The 15753-nt window shown below is 65.5% G+C and carries 15 protein-coding genes and 2 pseudogenes; 15 read left to right on the forward strand and 2 right to left on the reverse strand.

Annotated features, from left to right (window positions below):
• Positions 1-261: 261 nt before the first annotated feature.
• From ABIB25_RS27845 to ABIB25_RS27895, 11 genes are all read left to right on the forward strand, one after another.
• The gene (locus ABIB25_RS27845) at positions 262-930 is read left to right on the forward strand and encodes a BON domain-containing protein (protein WP_354531768.1); all 669 of its coding nucleotides are present in this window, start codon (positions 262-264) and stop codon (positions 928-930) included.
• A gap of 28 nt (positions 931-958) precedes the next feature.
• Entirely contained in the window at positions 959-1423 is a 465-nt protein-coding gene (locus tag ABIB25_RS27850; protein ID WP_354531769.1) for a PRC-barrel domain-containing protein, read from the forward strand.
• A gap of 8 nt (positions 1424-1431) precedes the next feature.
• Positions 1432-1623: a hypothetical protein gene (locus tag ABIB25_RS27855; protein WP_354531770.1), complete on the forward strand. Its 192-nt coding sequence runs from the start codon at positions 1432-1434 to the stop codon at positions 1621-1623.
• Positions 1624-1686: 63 nt separating this feature from the next.
• On the forward strand, positions 1687-2352 hold the full coding sequence (locus tag ABIB25_RS27860; RefSeq protein ID WP_354531771.1) for a BON domain-containing protein: 666 nt from the start codon (positions 1687-1689) through the stop codon (positions 2350-2352).
• Between the two features lie 5 nt (positions 2353-2357).
• Entirely contained in the window at positions 2358-2750 is a 393-nt protein-coding gene (locus ABIB25_RS27865) for a PLDc N-terminal domain-containing protein (RefSeq protein ID WP_354531781.1), read from the forward strand.
• A 53-nt stretch (positions 2751-2803) separates the two neighbouring features.
• Complete coding sequence (locus tag ABIB25_RS27870) at positions 2804-3742, forward strand: cation diffusion facilitator family transporter (protein WP_354531772.1); 939 nt, start codon at positions 2804-2806, stop codon at positions 3740-3742.
• A gap of 55 nt (positions 3743-3797) precedes the next feature.
• Positions 3798-5048, forward strand: a complete 1251-nt coding sequence (locus ABIB25_RS27875) for an arginine deiminase (RefSeq protein ID WP_354531773.1) — start codon at positions 3798-3800, stop codon at positions 5046-5048.
• 2 nt (positions 5049-5050) lie between these two features.
• Positions 5051-6061, forward strand: a complete 1011-nt coding sequence (argF, locus tag ABIB25_RS27880) for an ornithine carbamoyltransferase (RefSeq protein WP_502919921.1) — start codon at positions 5051-5053, stop codon at positions 6059-6061.
• Position 6062: 1 nt separating this feature from the next.
• Positions 6063-6980: a carbamate kinase gene (locus ABIB25_RS27885; protein WP_354531775.1), complete on the forward strand. Its 918-nt coding sequence runs from the start codon at positions 6063-6065 to the stop codon at positions 6978-6980.
• Between the two features lie 92 nt (positions 6981-7072).
• Positions 7073-9844, forward strand: coding sequence for a cation-translocating P-type ATPase (locus ABIB25_RS27890; RefSeq protein ID WP_502919922.1), 2772 nt, complete (start codon positions 7073-7075; stop codon positions 9842-9844).
• A gap of 1 nt (position 9845) precedes the next feature.
• Positions 9846-11345: an APC family permease gene (locus ABIB25_RS27895; protein WP_354531777.1), complete on the forward strand. Its 1500-nt coding sequence runs from the start codon at positions 9846-9848 to the stop codon at positions 11343-11345.
• Between the two features lie 117 nt (positions 11346-11462).
• Here the strand turns inward: ABIB25_RS27895 and ABIB25_RS27900 are convergent, their stop codons facing one another.
• Both ABIB25_RS27900 and ABIB25_RS27905 read right to left on the reverse strand, forming a co-directional pair.
• Entirely contained in the window at positions 11463-11735 is a 273-nt protein-coding gene (locus ABIB25_RS27900) for a wax ester/triacylglycerol synthase domain-containing protein (RefSeq protein ID WP_354531782.1), read from the reverse strand.
• Entirely contained in the window at positions 11723-11920 is a 198-nt protein-coding gene (locus tag ABIB25_RS27905) for a wax ester/triacylglycerol synthase domain-containing protein (protein WP_354531778.1), read from the reverse strand. Before ABIB25_RS27905 ends, ABIB25_RS27900 begins: the two co-directional genes overlap by 13 nt.
• Here ABIB25_RS27905 and ABIB25_RS27910 point away from each other — a divergent pair.
• From ABIB25_RS27910 to ABIB25_RS27925, 4 genes and pseudogenes are all read left to right on the forward strand, one after another.
• Positions 11868-12128 (forward strand): annotated as a pseudogene (locus ABIB25_RS27910) (zinc-binding dehydrogenase); the annotation flags it as partial. The gene ABIB25_RS27905 and the pseudogene ABIB25_RS27910 overlap by 53 nt on opposite strands.
• A gap of 183 nt (positions 12129-12311) precedes the next feature.
• Positions 12312-12992: a BON domain-containing protein gene (locus ABIB25_RS27915; RefSeq protein ID WP_354531779.1), complete on the forward strand. Its 681-nt coding sequence runs from the start codon at positions 12312-12314 to the stop codon at positions 12990-12992.
• Positions 12989-13699: a slipin family protein gene (locus ABIB25_RS27920; protein WP_354531780.1), complete on the forward strand. Its 711-nt coding sequence runs from the start codon at positions 12989-12991 to the stop codon at positions 13697-13699. Before ABIB25_RS27915 ends, ABIB25_RS27920 begins: the two co-directional genes overlap by 4 nt.
• A pseudogene (locus tag ABIB25_RS27925) lies at positions 13693-15273 on the forward strand (oleate hydratase). The gene ABIB25_RS27920 and the pseudogene ABIB25_RS27925 overlap by 7 nt, the downstream one beginning before the upstream one ends.
• Positions 15274-15753: the final 480 nt, after the last annotated feature.

The following is a 15753-nucleotide window of genomic DNA, read 5'->3' on the forward strand; positions in this document are numbered from 1 at the left end:
CCGCCGTGCGGATGAGGTGCGGGCGGGCCGTATCCCACCAGCCGCACATCAGGCCAGTTGACTCGGTCGTCCCCGCGAGATGCCGATCGGCCCGGCTGGACCGACGTTCACCCGTGGAAGATGCAGCGGCGTTCCTCCTTCGGATGACCGACGCCCGCATCTCGAAGGGATTTGGAGTCCCGGGTCTCAGCGGTATTTCGGCCGGATAGGCGGGCCTTTGTGCCCTGCTGGGTACGTATCGAGCCGCCGAGACTGACAGATATGACACAGACATTGAAGCGAACAGATGCCCAGCTCAAGAGTGCCGTGATGGACGAGCTGTCCTGGCTCCCCAGCATCAACAGCAGCCACATCGGCATCACGGCCGATCAGGGCTCGATCACCCTCACCGGCCAGGTCGACAGTTACCCGGAGAAAGTGTTGGCCGGCAAAGCGGCCCTTCGGGTCCGGGGTGTCAGCGCCCTGGCCCAGGAGATCACCGTGCACACCCTGTACTCCGCCGTGACCGACACCGACATCGCCCGTGAAGCCGTCGAGGCCCTCGACCGCGGGATCGACGTGCCGGAGACGGTGAAGGCCACCGTGCATCTGGGCGTCATCACGCTGACCGGCGACGTGGGTTGGCACTACGAGCGCGAAGCGGCTCTGACCGCGGTTCACCACCTGCGCGGCGTCACCGACGTCCACAACCAGATCGCGATCCGGCCGAGCGTGTCGGTCACCGGCGTCAAGGCCGAGATCGAAGCCGCGTTCATCCGCAACGCCCAGTTCGAAGGCGAGCACGTCAAGGTCACCACCGACTCGGCCGGCCACATCACCCTGGAGGGAAACGTCCGTTCGTGGGCGGAACGTCGGCAGGCCGAAGCAGTGTCCTTCTCCGCCCCCGGTGTCACGCGGATCACCAACAAGCTCCACGTCCAGCAGTACTGAAACAGCAGACATTGGAGGGTTTGTCGAGATGAACGCACGGGCAACGCCGACGCTGACGCGATTGAGGAACCACGGACTGACGGTCGTGCACCACGACGCCGACGTCCGCGGTCGCCGGGTCCGCGACAAGGAAGACCGGGACATCGGCAAGTTGGTCGATCTGTTGATCGACCTCGGCGACCGCAGGGTGAGACTGCTCCAGGTCGACCACGGCGGCATCCTCGGGTTTGGCGCACAGTCGTCCTTCATTCCGGTCGATGCGGTCACCCACATCACCGGAAGCACCGTCCACATCGACCAGACCGGCCGCCGAATCGCCGGGGCGCCAGGCTATGCCCCCGAGGTCGGCGTCGACAACCGCTACTACGGCTCACTGGCTAACTATTACGGATACCTTCCGTTCTGGAACCCGGCCTATCTCTACCCGGAATACCCATTCTGCGGAGAGAACCAAAAAATGGGGTTCGACGAGGAATTCGAGGAAAGCTCATGATCAGCGCGATGCTGCTGATCGGCGGAGGAATCTACCTCACCCACCTCCTCCTGGCCGGTCGGCCGGGCTCGGAGCCGACGCGTTCAACGCCGGACTCCCGGCCACAGAATCAGTTCGATGGATCCACCTACGGTTCCACCGAATGGAGCGCATTGGATGATCTCCAGCTCAATCGACTCCTCGATGAATCCTCGCCCTGATCGGCGCCCCACTTTCGAATCCGCTAGCACATCCCGATCCACCACCAAAGAAAGGCAGATGCCATGACCCAGACGTTGAAGAGTACGGACGCCGAACTCAAGAAGGCCGTCACCATGGAGCTGTCCTGGCTCCCCAGCATCGACAGCAGCCACATCGGCATCACCGCCGACGATGGTGCCATCACCCTGACCGGACAGGTCGGCAGCTATCCGGAGAAGGTGGCGGCCGGCAGTGCCGCACTGCGCGTGCGAGGGGTACGCACACTGGCCCAGGAGATCTCGGTCCACACCAAGTGGACCGACCGGACCGACACCGATCTCGCCCGCGAGGCTGCCGAGGCGCTCGAGCGCGCCGTCAACGTGCCGGACACCATCAAGGCGTCGGTCACGGATCGCGAGATCACCCTCACCGGCGAAGCAGCATGGCACTACCAGAGCACCGCGGCCGCATGGGCGGTGCACGCCATCAAAGGCGTCCATGGCGTCCGTGACCGGGTGCGCATTCGACCGGCCCCCGTCCTGGCGATCGTCAAGGCCTCGATCCAGGAAGCCCTGGTCCGCAACGCACAGTTCGAGGGCAATTACATCAGCGTGATGACCGATTCCGGTGGACGAATCACCTTGGAGGGCGTCGTTCGCTCACCCGCCGATCGCCGGCAGGCGGAACTCGTGGCTTGGTCGGCTCCCGGCATCACCGCCATCACCAACAACCTGACAATCCAGTTCTGATCGTGATGCCCTACTGGAACAACGGATGGAACGCCGCATGGACCTTCTTCTGGGTTTTTGCTTTCGTCGCCTATCTCTTCTCTTTGTTCGCCGTTGTCGGTGACCTCTTCCGGGATCACCGCCTCAGCGGAACCTTCAAGGCTGTGTGGTTGCTGTTCCTGGTCTTCGTGCCGTTCCTGACCGTGCTGGTCTACCTCGTCGTCAGGGGTCCCGGCATGCAGCGGCGTCGCGAACGTCAGGATGCCTTGGACATCAACGCCACGGAAACCTACGTGCGCAATCTGGGGCTGCGGCATAGTCCGGCCAACGAGATCAGCAAGGCGAAAGCGCTGGCCGCCGCCGGAGTGATCACCACGGGTGAATACGAGAGCCTCAAGGCACACGCCCTGAGCCGGTAGATCGCCACGACGCATATAGAACACCACGAACAGGAAGGCGAGTCGCGAGCATCATGCTGACCAGTCGCCGCAGCATCATCGTCGGCGTACTGGTGGCGATCGCCCAGACAATCGCCCTCGGCGTCGCAGCCGGGATCACCGGCTCGGCAGCCCTGAAAACCCAGACGGCAACCAATCTCGCCGACGTCGCCGTCGGTGTGTTCCTTCTCGTCGGTGTGATCAGCGGACAGCGACCTGCGGACGACCGACATCCGCTCGGCTACGGGCGGGAGGGCTTCTTCTGGTCCTTCCTCGCAGCCATCGGCATCTTCGTCGGTGGCGTCGGCGCGGCCATGGCCGAGACGCTCCAGACCGCGTTGCACCCGCAACCCGCCGGCTCCTACCTGATCGGATACCTCGTGCTGCTGATCGTCATCGCTCTTGACACGATTGCGCTTGTCTCGGGTCTGCGTCCCCTTCGGACGCGAGCCGCCCAGCAGCACATGAAATTGGCGGCATACCTGTGGCGGGGCACGGATCCAGCCGTCACGACGCTCGTACTCAGCAGCGCTGCCGGCCTGGTCGGCGGGGTCATCGCTTCTCTCGGACTGGCGGGCCGGCAACTGTTCGACCATCCCGCTACCGACGTCGTGGCCAGCGCCCTGATCGGCCTTGTTCTGCTCGGCACCTCGGCCGTGCTCCTACGAACGAATCGCGAACTGCTCACCGGACGTGGACTTCCAGCGGCGCAGATCTCCGAGATGCGGGCCCTTGTCGGCTCGTATCCTGGGGTACTGGCCGTCCCGGACATCTTCGCTGTTGTCGTCGGACCCTCCACCCTCATCGTCGACGGCGACATCGTCTTCGAGGACGCACTCGACGTTTCCGCCGTCGAGTCGACCATCGTGTCCATCTCCTCCGCCCTGCGCAGGCGATGGCCCTCCATCGCCTATGTCTACCTGAACCCTGTGGCGCAGCAGCGATCCCGCCGGAACCAGCGCGTTGATCGCTAGCTCGACCTGTTCTGGCGTGCGAATTTCACTGCTCTTCCAACGAAAGGCACCTGCAATGGCAAACACACTCGGCGTCGAATCAGAGGTAGGTCAACTTCGGCAGGCCATCGTCCATCGGCCGGGCCTCGAGCTGTCCCGGCTGACGCCCGGCAACTGTGACGAGTTGCTGTTCGACGACGTGCTGTGGGCGGAGAAGGCACGCGAAGAGCACGACATCTTCGCCTCCGTCCTACGCGACCAGGGCGTCACGGTCCATCATTTCGCCGACCTGCTCGCCGAAACCCTGGCCATTCCGGAGGCACGAGCATTCGTCCTCGACCGGGTCTGCTCGGTGCACCGGGTCGGCCCGACGCTGACCGGCTCGTTACGGGCGCTCGCGCAGGACGTCGATCCGGCCCGTCTGGCGGAATTGCTGATCGGTGGCGTGACGAAGTCCGACCTCTCCCCGCTGAGCGTGGGGAGTCTGCGCTGGCAGAGCCTGGCACTGGACGACTTCGTACTTGCTCCGCTTCCCAATACGCTGTTCCAGCGGGACAACTCGGCATGGGTGTACTCCGGGGTATCGATCAACCCGATGGCCAAACCGGCCCGGCAACGCGAGTCCATCCACTCACGGGCGGTCTATCGGTTCCACCCGATGTTCGCCGATGCTCCGTTCCCGATCTTCTACGGCGATGACGACATCGAACACCAGCCGGCCACCCTGGAAGGCGGAGATATCCACGTCCTCGGACGCGGAGTGGTCCTCATCGGGATGGGAGAGCGGTCCACTCCCATGGGCGTGGAGATCCTGGCTCGCGAGCTGTTCCGGCATCGCGCAGCTACGGCAGTGATCGCGGTGCAGCTGCCGCGGTCACATGCCTTCATGCATCTGGACACGCTGCTGACGATGGTCGATACGGACACCTTCGTCCGCTATCCCTACCTCGACCCGGCCGCCATGACAACCTGGCTGATCACGGCGACCGACCCGGAGGAGGTCACCGAACACGACACCGGCGGCCTGCACGTGGAGCACCGTGACGACCTGTTCGCCACCATCGCCGAATCGCTGGACCTCCCCCGGGTCACAGTCCTCGCCGCCGACGAGGACACCCGCGCGGCGCAGCGTGAGCAGTGGGACGACGCCAACAACTTCCTGACCGTCTCACCCGGTGTCGTCATCGGCTACGACCGCAACACCGTCACCAATCGGATGCTGGCCGACCACGGCATCAAGGTGCTCTCCATCCCCGGCAGCGAACTGGGCCGCGGCCGCGGCGGATCCCGCTGCATGACGTGCCCCATCCAACGAGACGGAATCTGAAAATGCCTACAGTGCAACGCCATCCCGGATCGCTGCTCAAAGAGCTCGACCTGGACAAGAAGGAGCTGCTGGCCCTGCTGGAGCTGGCCGGGGAACTCAAGAGAGCGACCGCAGAAGGCACCGAGAAGCCACAGCTGACCGGTCGGAACCTGGCTCTGATCTTCGAGAAGGCCTCGACCCGCACGCTGTGCGCCTTCGAGGTCGCCGCCTACGACCAGGGCGCTCACATCACCTATCTCGGACCGTCGGGATCACACATCGGCGTCGCCGAGTCGATCGCGGACACCGCCCGCGTACTGGGCCGGATGTTCGACGGCATCGAGTTCCGCGGCTTCGACCAGGCCGCCGCCGAACAACTCGCCGACTACGCCGGCGTCCCGGTCTGGAACGGCTTGACCACCCAGTGGCATCCCACCCAGATGCTCGCCGACATCCTGACGATGACCGAGCACAGCAGCGGGCCGCTCGAGGATGTGTCCTACTGCTTTCTCGGCGACGGCCGCAACAATGTCGCACGGTCACTGCTCATCACCGGCGCCATCCTGGGCATGGACGTCCGTATCGGCGCCCCACGAGAATTGTGGCCACCGCAGGACGTGATCGACACCGCACACACCTTGGCCGCCGAGAGCGGCGCCCGAGTGCTGATCACCGACGATCCCGCCAAAGCCGTTGCCGGCAGCGACTTCCTGTACACCGATGTGTGGGTCAGCATGGGGGAGTCCGATGCCGATTGGGCCGTCCGGGTCCCGCTACTGCTGCCGTTCCGAGTCACCACCGACCTGATGGCCGCCTCCGGGCGCACCGGGACCAAGTTCATGCACTGCCTGCCGGCGTTGCACGACACCGACACCGAGCTGGGTCGGCGCCTGCACGATCAATTCGGCCTGGACGGCGCCGAAGTCAGCAACGACGTCTTCGAGTCCGAGGCGTCCATCGTCTTCGACCAGGCCGAGAACCGTCTGCACACCATCAAAGCCGTGCTGGTCAACGCGCTGGGGCAGGGCCGCTGACGTGCGTATCGTGGTCGCCCTCGGCGGGAATGCGCTGCTCCGTCGCGGTGAGAAACCCGACGCCGCAATCCAACTCGACCACATCCACGCTGCAGCAGCATCTCTGGCCCCACTGACGAGCGAGCACGATCTGCTGATCTGCCACGGCAACGGACCGCAGGTCGGCATGCTGGCGCTGGAGAGCGAGAACGACAGGGAGCTGACCCACTCCTACCCCCTGGATGCCCTGGTCGCGCAGACCCAGGGCATGATCGGCTACTGGCTGGTCCAGTCGCTGGCCAACGCCGGCGTCCGGAAGCCCCTGTTGGGCATGGTGACCCAGACGGTGGTCGACCCGGCCGACCCGGCGTTTGCGCATCCCACCAAATTCATCGGGCCCGGGTACCCCGAAAAGCGGGCCGAGGAGTTGGCCGCCCGACACGGTTGGCAGATCGCAGCAGACGGCGCAGCCTGGCGACGCGTCGTGGCATCACCTGCGCCGCAACGGATCGTCGAGCAGGAGCTGATCACACAGCTGTTGGATCGCCAGGTGATCCTGGTCTGCGCCGGAGGGGCCGGCATCCCCGTCACCGAGAATGCCGGTGTCCTGGTGGGCGTGGACGCCGTCATCGACAAGGACCTGACCGCGGCGATGCTCGCCATCGCAGTCGGGGCCGATCGCCTCATCATCCTGACCGACGTCACCGCGATCATGTCCCACTTCGGCACCCCTGAGGCAACGACGTTGAACCGGCTGGATCTGGACCAGTTGGCACAGTTGAGCTTTCCGGCCGGCTCCATGGGCCCGAAGGTCACAGCCTGTCGGCAGTTCGTCGAGGCGACCGGGCACCCGGCAGCCATCGGGGCACTCACCGACGCCGCCGACATCCTGACCGGGGCTGCCGGTACCACCATCACCGCCGGCCGGGAACGGCCGTGACCGTGACCGTGACCGAGCCGAACGCCGCGGAACGGGCCGGGGGTAGCGCGGCACCACCGATCAATTCCGTCGAGCCGGCCGACGAGCCGGAGATGGCCACCACCGCTTCGCTTCAACTGGTCTTCCGAAACCTCCGTAGTTCGGCATCGGGTCTGTCGGCCCGCGAAGCCGCCCGTCGGCTGATCATCGACGGTCCCAACCAGATCACCCGCCGCGGCAAACCGCAGTGGCCCCGTGAACTGCTGGCCCAGTTCACCGCCCCGCTGGCTCTACTGCTGATCGCTGCGGCGGTGTTGGCGGCCATCAGCGGAAGTCTGCCACTGGCCATTGCAATCCTGGCGGTCATCCTGCTCAACGCTGTCTTCGCGTTCTTCCAGGAACGGCACGCCGAGCATGCCGTCGAGGCGCTCGCCGCGTACCTGCCCGCGCAGGCCCGAGTCCTGCGTGACGGCGAAGCGACGAACGTGCCCGCTTCGACATTGGTCGCCGGCGACGTGATGTTGATCGACGAAGGTGACCGGATCAGCGCCGACGGGCGTCTGGTCTCCGGCTCGGTCGAGGTGGACCTGTCCACCCTGACCGGTGAATCACAACCCCTCACCCGCACCTCCGGTACCGGTGACACCGATGCGGATCTGCTCGCCGCGGCCAACATGCTCTTCAGCGGTAGCGCCTGTATCAGCGGGCAGGCCCAGGCCATCGTCACTGCCACCGGAATGCGCACCCAGATCGGCCGGATCGCCGCGCTGTCCGAGCGGGTCGGCAGCGACAGCAGCCCCCTGGAAGTGCAGGTCAAGAAGGTCGCGAAGCTGATCGCGATCGTCTCCATCGTGGTCGCCGCCGCATTCCTCCCGCTGGGATTGGCGGCCGGGCTCTCCACGGCCGCCGCCATCAGCTTTGCGATCGGGATGTTGGTCGCCAATGTGCCCGAAGGGTTGCTGCCCACCATCACCCTGGCCTTGGCCGTCGGTGTCCAGAACCTGGCCCGCCGCGGGGCGGTGGTCAAACGGCTCTCCGCGGTGGAGACCCTCGGATCCACCACGGTGATCTGCACCGACAAGACCGGCACCCTCACCCAGAATCGAATGCAGGTCACCGATCTGTGGACCGCGAGCGGCGCGGCGACCTGCGACGATGCCGGGCGCATTGTCTGGACCCCGCCGACGGACCACCGGTTGGAGCCACTCGGCGACCTGCTGGTGAGCACCGCGGTCAGCTGCTGCACGGCCACCATCGGTCGCGCTGATTCTTCCGAATCCATCGAGGCCACCGGCGATCCCACCGAGATCGCCCTGCTGCGCCTGGCGGCCTTGAGTGACCGGTCGGCCGCGAAAGTATCCGGCGACCGGCGGCAGACCCTGTTCCGCTTCGACCCGCGGCTACGGTTGATGAGCGTCGTCGACCGCACCGGGGAAACCGGCGAATTGTGGGTGAAGACCAAGGGTGCGCCCGAAGCGGTTCTGCCCCGATGCGTCACGGTGGCCCTCTCCGCCTCGACCAGCCGCGCGCTGACCGAGCAGGACCGGAACGGACTGGCCGACGCGATCGGGAAATACGGCCACCGCGGTCTGCGCCTGATCGCCGTCGCCCGACGCCAGATCGACGCCGCTTCCAGCGTTCCGACCGAGCGGAACCTCGCCGAGGCGGACCTGTGCCTGGTCGGCATGGTGGCGATGCTCGATCCTCCGCGGCCGCAGGCCAGGGACGCCATCGCCCGGGCCCATCAAGCCGGCATCCGACTGCTGGTGGTGACCGGCGACAACGGCGTCACCGCCACCGAGATCGCCCGTCAGGTCGGGATCGGCACCGGACCGGCCGGCAGCGCCACCATCACCGGCGACGAACTGGAGGCGATGACCGAGCGCCAGCTGGACGTGCTGCTACGGACACCGACGGAGATCATCTTCGCCCGGAGCTCCCCCGAGGCGAAGCTCCGGATCGCCGACACCCTGCGCAGTCTGGGCGAAGTGGTCGCGATGACCGGCGACGGCGTCAACGACGCCCCCGCCCTCCGGGCAGCCGACATCGGGGTCGCGATGGGCAGATCCGGCACGGAGGTCGCCCGACAGGCCGCCACCATGGTGCTCACCGACGACAACTTCGCCACCATCGTCGACGCCGTCCAAGAGGGCCGGCGGATTTACGACAACGTCCGCAAATTCATCCTCTACATCTTCGCCCACGCCGTCCCCGAAATCGTCCCGTTCATGCTGTTCGCGCTCTCCGGCGGAGCCATTCCGCTGCCGCTCACCGTCATGCAACTCCTGGCCATCGACCTGCTGACCGACACCCTCCCCGCACTGGCCCTGAGCCGCGAACCGGCCGAACCGGGAACGATGAGCCGGGCGCCGCGACCACCAGGTGAGGGAGTCATCCGGTGGTCGCTGCTGGCCAGGGCGTGGGGGTTCCTCGGCGTCATCTCCGCCGCCCTGGTTCTCTGCGGATTCTTCCTGACCCTGAATCAGGGTGGCTGGCACCTGCACGCCGCCACGGGATCCGGCACACCGCTGCACCACGTCTACCAGCAGGCGACCACCGTCGCGTGGCTGGGCATCGTGGCCTGCCAGATCGGCACGGCGATGGCGGCGCGCACCGACCGGGCCTCCCTGCGCCGTACCGGGCTGACCAGCAACCCCCTCCTGCTGGGCGCTATCGGAATCGAACTGGCCCTGGCAGCCGCCCTGGTGTACCTGCCGTGGCTGCACCCGGTCTTCGGGACCGCTGCACTGCATCCAGGGCAGCTCCTGGTCGTGCTCCCGTTCCCGCTGATCGTCTGGGGAGCCGACGAAATTCGCCGTGCCATCCAGCGCCAGCGCCATCCCGCCGACCCACCCACCTTCTCGCCCCACAGAACAGGTCACTGACATGACGCTCGCTCCCCCGAAACCAACGGATCACTCCGCCGCCGCCCCCTCCGATGTCCCCCGCCAGCGCGGCACTCTGGGGCTCGGATCGGCGACCGCGCTGGTTGTCGGCAGCATCATCGGGACCGGTGTGTTCACCATGCCCGGTGTGCTGGCCCAAGCCGGGACCAGCTCCATCCTGGTGCTGGGCGTCATCGCCATCGGCGCACTTCTGCTGGGCGTGATGTTCGGGCAGCTCACCAAACGCATTCCCACGAGTGACGGTGGTCTGTACGCCTACTCCCGGCACGAGTTCGGCGATTTCGCCGGGTACCTCACCGCCTGGTGCTACTGGATCACCGCCTGGGCCGGCAACGCCGCCATCGTGTCGTCCTGGGTGCTCTACGTCGAATCCCTGTTCTCCATCACCCACCCCTCGGCCTGGACCAACCTGGGGATAGCCCTGCTGGGCCTGTGGATCCCGGCCGTGGTGAACCTGGTCGGGGTCAAGCAGATGGCCTGGTTCCAGAATGTGTCGGTGGTCCTGAAGTTCCTGCCCCTGCTGGTGGTCGGCGTCGTCGGATGGTTCTTCGTCAAATCCGCGAACTTCGGGCCCTTCAACGCCAGCGGTGGCAGCCTCTACAGCGCCATCGGTATCGCGGCGGGTGTTGCGCTGTTCTCCTTCATCGGTGTCGAATGCGCCTCGATCGCCGGCGCCCAGGTGAAGAACCCCCGGGTCAACGTCGGCCGCGCGTCGGTCCTGGGCACCGCCGCCAGCGCCATCCTCTACATCGCCGTCAGCGCCGTCGTCATGGGCCTGGTCGCCCAACCGAACCTGGCAGGCAACGGCGCACCGTTCGTCGACGCCTTCCAGACGATGTTCGGCCACGCCGCCTGGGTCGGGAAGCTGGTCGCCGCGACCGCCGTGGTCTCGGGCCTCGGCGCGTTGAACGGATGGACCCTGGTCACCGCCGAGATGCCCCGCGCCGCAGCGAAAGACGGCCTGTTCATTCCCCAGTTCGCCAAGACCTTCCGCGGCGGCATCCCCTGGTTCGGAATTCTCGTCTCCACCGCGATCGCCTCCCTGCTAATGGCCTTCGCCTACAGCGGCAACACCGGCCTGAAGGTCTTCACCTACCTGGTCGACCTCTCAGTGGTGACCGTGGCGATCCCCTACCTGTTCTCCGCCTGCGCCCAACTGGCCTACCTCGCCTCCCGCCGCCGCACCGTCAACGGATGGGCGCTGGCCCGCGACCTGAGCATCGCCGGCGCCAGCGTGCTGTTCTCCCTGTGGGTAGCTTTCACCGCCGGCTACCAGGCCGTCTACCAGGCGCTGCTGATGCTGCTGATCGGGCTGCCGATCTACTCATTCCTCAAAGCCCGCCGCGAGCGCCGCGGTGATGTTGCCGAGCCGGTCGAGGCCACCACACCGGGATCAGCGCGCGTCCACAACGGAGCATCTCCACTGGCCGACCCGGGCCGGCCGCACGCCCTTCGGTTCAGCCGGCCGTCAAGTAGGTGAGCTGGCGATGTAAAGCATCGACGACCAAGGCTAGGTCAGTACAAGGTTGGGGGTCGCTGATGACCGTGACGGCCAACTTGCCCGCGTAGGACAGCACTGCGAAGGAGACCGTGACGCTCACGGTGCTTGAGGTGTTGGGGGCGCCGATGTCGGGGAGCGGATCTCGGCGCCGACGGGTGCGCTGTCGATCAGCATGGCCAACGCGGCGAGCCCGCCGATCCCATCGGCCAGGACGTGGTGAATGACCAGGAACAGGGCGCTATGGCGGCCTTCCAGGCCGTTGACGAGGGTGATCGACCAGAGCGGGTGGTCGCGCGCCAGGGGGTGAGTGGCTGCGGCAGCGGCGACTTTCAGCAGTGCGGTTTCGTCGGCCGGGTCTAAGCTAAGCAGGTCCGGTCGATGAGGTGGCGGTCGACGGTGAACTCGGCGTCATCGACCCAGATGGGTCGTCCGCACCCGAAGGGTGCCCGCTGTAGCCGCTGGCCGAACCGGGGAACGGCCGCAGCGCTGCGCCGAGTGCTAAAGCTGGTCCTGGTCGGACTGACCGACAAGCCGGTGGTGATCAAGCACGGCACCCGGTTCAGCTACCTCCAGCAGCAGATACTGGGCCACTACGGTCCCGAGCCCGACCATCTCGAGCAGATCGTCGGCCTCGTCGGTACCGGCCGGCTGGACTTCGCCCGTTCCGTCAGCGAGGTACTTCCGCTCACCGAGGCAGCCACCGCGGTCGAACACCTCCGGAGGAAGGTCGGCAATCCGATCCGGATCGTCCTCGTCCCCTGAACGGCACGCCGCCAATTCCCTTCACGACGTACTGGTCATTGCACCATCTGAGCGTGCCGTGCGCTTCGACGGAAGGTCCCTATGGTCCTGATGGTTGTTACCTTTTCCCCTCGGACCTCCGGCGGTTACCAACGAGCATCAGGGGACCGGTCCTGCTGACCGCGATCTGCAAGGAGCCCCTCCATGACCGTGAACCTCTCGACGACGAGCAAATTGGATGGACAGCTCAAACACGAGATCGACCAGGAACTCGAGCGGGTGCCCGGCCTGAACAGCACCCGTGTCGGGGTCGCGGTCGACACCGGAACGGTGACTCTGTCGGGTGAAGTGGACAGCTTTCTTGAGAGGCGGTCCGCCGCTGATGCCGTACTCCGCCTTCCCGGAGTGAACGCCGTTGCGCAGGAAATCACGGTGCGCAGCCCTTTCGTGCCGGAGACCGATGCCGATATCGCCTCCGAGGCGGGTCAGGCGCTCAATCGTGCGACAGACGTCCCCGACACCGTCCGGGTCAGCGTCACGAATCGCCGGATCACCCTGACGGGCACTGTCCAGTTCTCTGATCAGAGCGAGGCGGCGGGACGAACGATGCACCACATCACAGGCGCCACCGGCGTTCTCAATGAGATCCGGATCCGGGACGAACAGCAGCCCGAACATCGGAACTCCGCGGGCGGATCAGCCCGCGCATCCTCGACCACCCCCTCCAGAAAAGGAACAACCATGAGCCCGTACGAGAACCGTCTTGCCCTGGTCGAAAGCGCACTGAAAGCCGAGAAGGTCCACCCAGCCAAGGGCAAGACTCTTGCCGAGGCCGCAGCGACCGTTCTCGCCGCGATCGACGAGATCAGGGAGAACGTGCGATGAGGACATTCCTCACCGTGGTCGTCATCGTGGTCGTCGTTCTGCTACTTGCGCTGGCTCTGGCCCTGAAAGTGGTCAAGCAGTACGAGCAGGGCGTGCTCTTCCGCCTCGGCCGGGTCATCGGCGTACGGGAACCGGGCCTTCGCGTGATCGTCCCGCTGATCGACGTGATGCACCGGGTGTCGCTGCGGATCGTCACCATGCCCATCCAGTCGCAGGGCATCATCACCAGGGATAACGTGAGCGTCGACGTCTCTGCGGTCGCCTACTTCCGGGTCGTCGACGCCGTCAAATCGGTGGTGGCGATCGAGAACGTGTACTCAGCCATCGATCAGATCGCCCAGACGACCTTGCGCAAGGTTGTCGGCCAGCACACGCTGGACCAGACGCTGTCCGAAACGGACAAGATCAACATCGACATCCGCGAGATCCTGGACGTCACGACCATCGACTGGGGCATCCAGGTGACCCTCGTAGAGCTGAAGGACATCCAGCTTCCCGACACTATGAAGAGGGCGATGGCCCGTCAGGCGGAGGCCGAACGCGAGAAGCGGGCCAAGATCATCAACACCGAAGGCGAGTCGCTGGCGGCCGCTGCTCTGGGTGACGCGTCGGACATCATGATGGCGCACCCGCTCGCGCTGCCAGACCAGAACATCTGGCCGCCACCAACGGCACCTCGGCAGGAATGTGACGCAGGCCCATGGTGATCGAGACGCAGCCCCAGGCCTACCTAGTCGGATCCGGCATCGGATCGCTGGCCGGTGCCGTGTTCCTGATCCGGGACGCCCATTTCGCCGGCGAGAACATCCACATCCTCGAGGAACTTCCGTTGACCGGAGGGCCCTCGACGGACGCGGAGACCCGTTTCACGGGTGTGTGAGCCGCGGCGGGCGGATGCTCGAGGAGGAGGCCTACACGTGCTTGTGGAACCTCCTCGACTCGATCCCGACGCTGGAGAACCCGCTGGTGTCGGTGAGAGAACAGGTCGTGGAGTTCAACGCCGAACATCCCACCAACGCCAAAGCCAGACTCATCGGCGACGGACAGCAGATCCTGGACGCCGGTGATCTCGGCTTCGACATAGTCGATCGGGCTGAGATGGCCAGACTCATCGCCATGCCCGAAAGCTCATCGGTGCCCGGCGCATCCAGGATCTCTTCTCCGATCATTTCTTCGAGACCAATTTCTGGTTCCTGTGGCGCACGACCTTCGCGTTCCAGAACTGGCACAGTGAAAAAGAATTCAGACGATACTACCTCCGGTTCGTGCAGGACCCCCGAGGATGGACACGCTCGCCGGGGTCAGACGGACACCCCTGAATCAGTACGACTCGATCGTTCGACCGATCGAGTCGTACCTGATGGCGAACGGCGTCCGAATCGAACATGGCGTCCGCGTGACCGATGGCGAATTCATCGCTGCGGGCGTCGCCAGACGGGCCACCGCAATTCATCTGATCTGCGACGGAGAGCCGAGTACCCGGCTCCTCGGGCATGATGACCTTGCCTTCATCACGCTGGGATCGATGACAGCAGATTCGACCTATGGCGACGATCACCACGTCCCGGAGCTGATCCGGGACAAGCGGGACGGCGCCTGGTCGCTCTGGGAGACGTTGTCCGTCAAGGCTCCGGACTTCGGCCGACCGAACACGTTCGACGGCAACGTCGACGAGAGCAAATGGGAGTCCTTCACCCTCGCCATGCACGACTTCCTTCTCCTTCAACGCGTTCAGGAATTGACGAACAACATGCCGGGCGAAGGCGCGCTGATGACCTTCGTCGAATCCAACTGGCTGCTGTCGATCGTGGTCCCTCACCAACCGCACTTCGCCGGCCAGCCCGATGACGTGTCGACGCTCTGGGGCTACGGACTGTTCCTGGATCGCCCCGGCAACTTCGTGGCAACCACTCTCGCCGAATCAACCGGACGGCAGATCCTGACCGAACTGGCCGGCCACCTCGGCGTCGAGGACGTCCTGGAACGGATCCGGGCGACGACGACCGCTCGAACGGTCCTGATGCCCTACATCACCAGTCAGTTCGCTCGACGGAGTCGGGGCGATCGACCGATGACGATACCGGTGGGTGCGGCCAACTTCGCCTTCCTCGGGCAATACACCGAAATCCTCGAGGGCGTCGAGTTCACGGTCGAGAACTCCATACGCGGCGCCATGATTGCCGTCTACGGGCTTCTGGGCCTCGACAACCAGGTCCCGCCCGTCTATCACGGGCTGCACGAACCCCGAGTCACGCAGGGAGTGCTGGCAGCCGCGTCGTAACCGAACTGAGGCCAGGGGCGATCCGGCCGGAGCCAGCCGAAAGCGGGTCTGTTCCGCGCCCCATCCCGATCCACGGTAGTCCGCCACCACTCTGATGGGAATGAGGCCAGGCGCGCAGGGACTGCCGCGATCCTTCGGCTAACAATCGCTCGGCCTCCACCAGTCCTCGCGATTGGTTCCTGACGAACGTCGTCTGCCCCCGGTGGTGGGCAACCTGCCGATGCAGTCGTCGAGGCTCCTAACTTGTCGCGTCAAAGGGCTCGCTCACGGCGGTGCTCACTAAAGGATCCACCGTGTCAAGTGCGCGACGGTCGGCACCGCCCAATGCGGCACAACAACTGCGCCGACTAGGACCTGTGGACCGGTGCAGTCCCATCAGGCGCTCACTGAGCCGCCCGTTTTTTCCCGGACTTGGGTCCCCAAGTAGAATACTGGGGAAGGGACGGAGAAATTGTGAGCAAGTTTCGAGGAAAGTATACC

The organism is Nakamurella sp. UYEF19 (genome assembly GCF_040546275.1).
Lineage (GTDB): Bacteria > Actinomycetota > Actinomycetes > Mycobacteriales > Nakamurellaceae > Nakamurella.

Bases quoted from the DNA above. Each gene is read 5' to 3' on its own strand.
- ABIB25_RS27845 (WP_354531768.1), top strand. From the start codon at position 262: ATGACACAGACATTGAAGCGAACAGATGCCCAGCTCAAGAGTGCCGTG.
- ABIB25_RS27850 (WP_354531769.1), top strand. From the start codon at position 959: ATGAACGCACGGGCAACGCCGACGCTGACGCGATTGAGGAACCACGGA.
- ABIB25_RS27855 (WP_354531770.1), top strand. From the start codon at position 1,432: ATGCTGCTGATCGGCGGAGGAATCTACCTCACCCACCTCCTCCTGGCC.
- ABIB25_RS27860 (WP_354531771.1), top strand. From the start codon at position 1,687: ATGACCCAGACGTTGAAGAGTACGGACGCCGAACTCAAGAAGGCCGTC.
- ABIB25_RS27865 (WP_354531781.1), top strand. From the start codon at position 2,358: ATGCCCTACTGGAACAACGGATGGAACGCCGCATGGACCTTCTTCTGG.
- ABIB25_RS27870 (WP_354531772.1), top strand. From the start codon at position 2,804: ATGCTGACCAGTCGCCGCAGCATCATCGTCGGCGTACTGGTGGCGATC.
- ABIB25_RS27875 (WP_354531773.1), top strand. From the start codon at position 3,798: ATGGCAAACACACTCGGCGTCGAATCAGAGGTAGGTCAACTTCGGCAG.
- argF (WP_502919921.1), top strand. From the start codon at position 5,051: ATGCCTACAGTGCAACGCCATCCCGGATCGCTGCTCAAAGAGCTCGAC.
- ABIB25_RS27890 (WP_502919922.1), top strand. From the start codon at position 7,073: ATGGCCACCACCGCTTCGCTTCAACTGGTCTTCCGAAACCTCCGTAGT.
- ABIB25_RS27895 (WP_354531777.1), top strand. From the start codon at position 9,846: ATGACGCTCGCTCCCCCGAAACCAACGGATCACTCCGCCGCCGCCCCC.
- ABIB25_RS27915 (WP_354531779.1), top strand. From the start codon at position 12,312: ATGACCGTGAACCTCTCGACGACGAGCAAATTGGATGGACAGCTCAAA.
- ABIB25_RS27920 (WP_354531780.1), top strand. From the start codon at position 12,989: ATGAGGACATTCCTCACCGTGGTCGTCATCGTGGTCGTCGTTCTGCTA.